Origin of the sequence: Cetobacterium sp. ZWU0022 (assembly GCF_000800875.1) — a bacterium.
GTDB lineage: Bacteria > Fusobacteriota > Fusobacteriia > Fusobacteriales > Fusobacteriaceae > Cetobacterium_A.
Window position 1 is genome coordinate 1 of record NZ_JRJZ01000116.1, and the last position, 2117, is coordinate 2117.

Consider the following 2117-nt stretch of genomic DNA (forward strand, 5'->3'; position numbering starts at 1 on the left):
TTTAGTTTTTAAAATAATACCGAAAGCTCCACCTGTAATCAGAATGAAAGCGATAATTCCAACAGCAGTTCCCCATTTATCTCCACTAACAAGTCCTTCGAAGATATAGTTAGTTATACTCATATCTCCACCAGCAGCAAATATAGGAACACCTTTGATAAGCGGTTTTCCAAACTCATCCAAAGCATAAGCGAAACTTCCAGGAACAGGAACTGTTCTAGTTTTCATACCAGCTTCAGTAGCATATTGAATTTTTTCCATAGTAAAGCTTCCAACTGGTATAAGATACGTCAGTATAGCAGCGAAAATAACTACGAAAAAGATAATGACATAGGTATCAGGTATTCTGATTTTTTTCTTCATTGTAAATTTCCTCCTAAAAAATTATGTACGCCTAAAAGAAGTAATATATTTCAAAAAATAAAAGGCATACCGAAGGGTATGCCTAAATAGCTAAATACTTAAATTTTCAAAAATAAGTTTAAGTTAGCGTATTGTTATGGCAGCTTCACAACACTTCATATATTACAAACATCTTCGCCATCGGCCTTAGGCTCCGTTTTATTAGTGATAGTATACTACAGAATTGTGCAAAGTGTCAACTGTAAAAAGACAGTTAAAATGTCTTTATTTTTAGTACTAAAGTATTTTATTTTATTAAAGTTCTTTTACAAAGAACAAAAGTACTAAATTTTAGTAAAAAAACTGTTGTATTTTATTTTTTTATGTGTTATTATTCTTAAAAATAAAAATTAATTTTCAAAAAGGACGGTGATAATTATGAGTAACGAAAGAGGTAATTGGGGATCAAGTGTAGGATTTGTATTAGCAGCTGCAGGATCAGCTATAGGACTTGGAAATTTATGGAAGTTTCCTTACTTAGCAGGAAAGAATGGTGGAGGAGCGTTTGTGCTAGTTTATCTATCACTAATAGTAATATTAGGATTCTCTTTAATGCTAGGAGAGATGGCTATAGGTAGAAGAGGAAAATCAGATGCCTTTGGTTCATATAACAATATTAAAAAAGGTTGGGGATTCGTAGGAATATTTGGAATTTTATGTTGTTTCATTATCTACTCGTACTATGTAGTTATCGCTGGGTGGATTGTAAAATATATCGGTATGTTTATTAGAGGGGGATTAACAGAGGATCCAGTGACGACATTCGGAAACTTTATTTCGTCTGGAACTTCACCTATAATATATAGCTTCATTGTAGTAATTGTAACGGCATTAATTGTTTTAAAAGGTGTATCTGGTGGAATTGAAAAAGCAAGTAAAATAATGATGCCTGTGTTGTTTATATTTATGTTAGTTATTGTAGCAAGATCAGTAACTCTTCCAAATGCCATGGAAGGAATTAAATATTTCCTTAAGCCTGATTTCTCACAGATAACTCCTTCAGTTGTAATTGCAGCTTTAGGACAGGTATTTTTCTCACTAAGTTTAGGTATGGGTGCCATGATAACTTATGGTAGTTACTTACCTAAGGATACGAACCTTGTAAAAAGTGCGTTCTGTATCCCAGTGCTAGATACACTGATTGCTTTATTAGCAGGACTTGCCATCCTACCAGCAGTTTTCTCATTCGGTTTAGAGCCAACAGCTGGACCAGGATTAATCTTTATAACTTTACCAAAAGTATTTGCTTCAATGCCTTTTGGTAATATCTTTGGAATCATATTCTTCCTACTAGTTTTATTTGCTGCACTTACATCAACTATCTCTTTATTAGAGGTTGTAGTATCGTTTGTTGTGGATCAAATGAAGTTAGATAGAAAGAAAGCTACAGTTTTAGTAAGTGCTTTAATAGCAGGATTTGCAATTCCAAACTCACACTCGTTTGGACCAATGGCGGAATTAAATGTATTCTTTGGAATGAACTTCTTTGATTTCTTAGGATACTTAACAGATAATATTTTACTTCCAGTTGGAGGGTTACTGCTTTGTGTATTCATTGGATTTGTTTGGGATAAAGAGGATCTTAAAAATGAGATTACAAACAATGGAGAGATTTCATTCCCACTGTTCTCAGCTTGGATGATTGGAGTTAAATACTTAGGAATTCAACTGTTATCACTAATTTTACTTGGAGCAATCGGAGTGGCTGGAAAAGG

1 protein-coding gene and 1 pseudogene are annotated in these 2117 nt (G+C 33.4%); one reads left to right on the forward strand and one right to left on the reverse strand.

Annotated elements, in window-relative coordinates:
- Positions 1-363: pseudogene (locus tag L988_RS09085) on the reverse strand (hypothetical protein); the annotation flags it as partial.
- A gap of 417 nt (positions 364-780) precedes the next feature.
- Here L988_RS09085 and L988_RS09090 point away from each other — a divergent pair.
- Positions 781-2117 (forward strand): sodium-dependent transporter (locus L988_RS09090; protein WP_047383620.1); only part of this gene is annotated, 1337 nt, incomplete at its 3' end.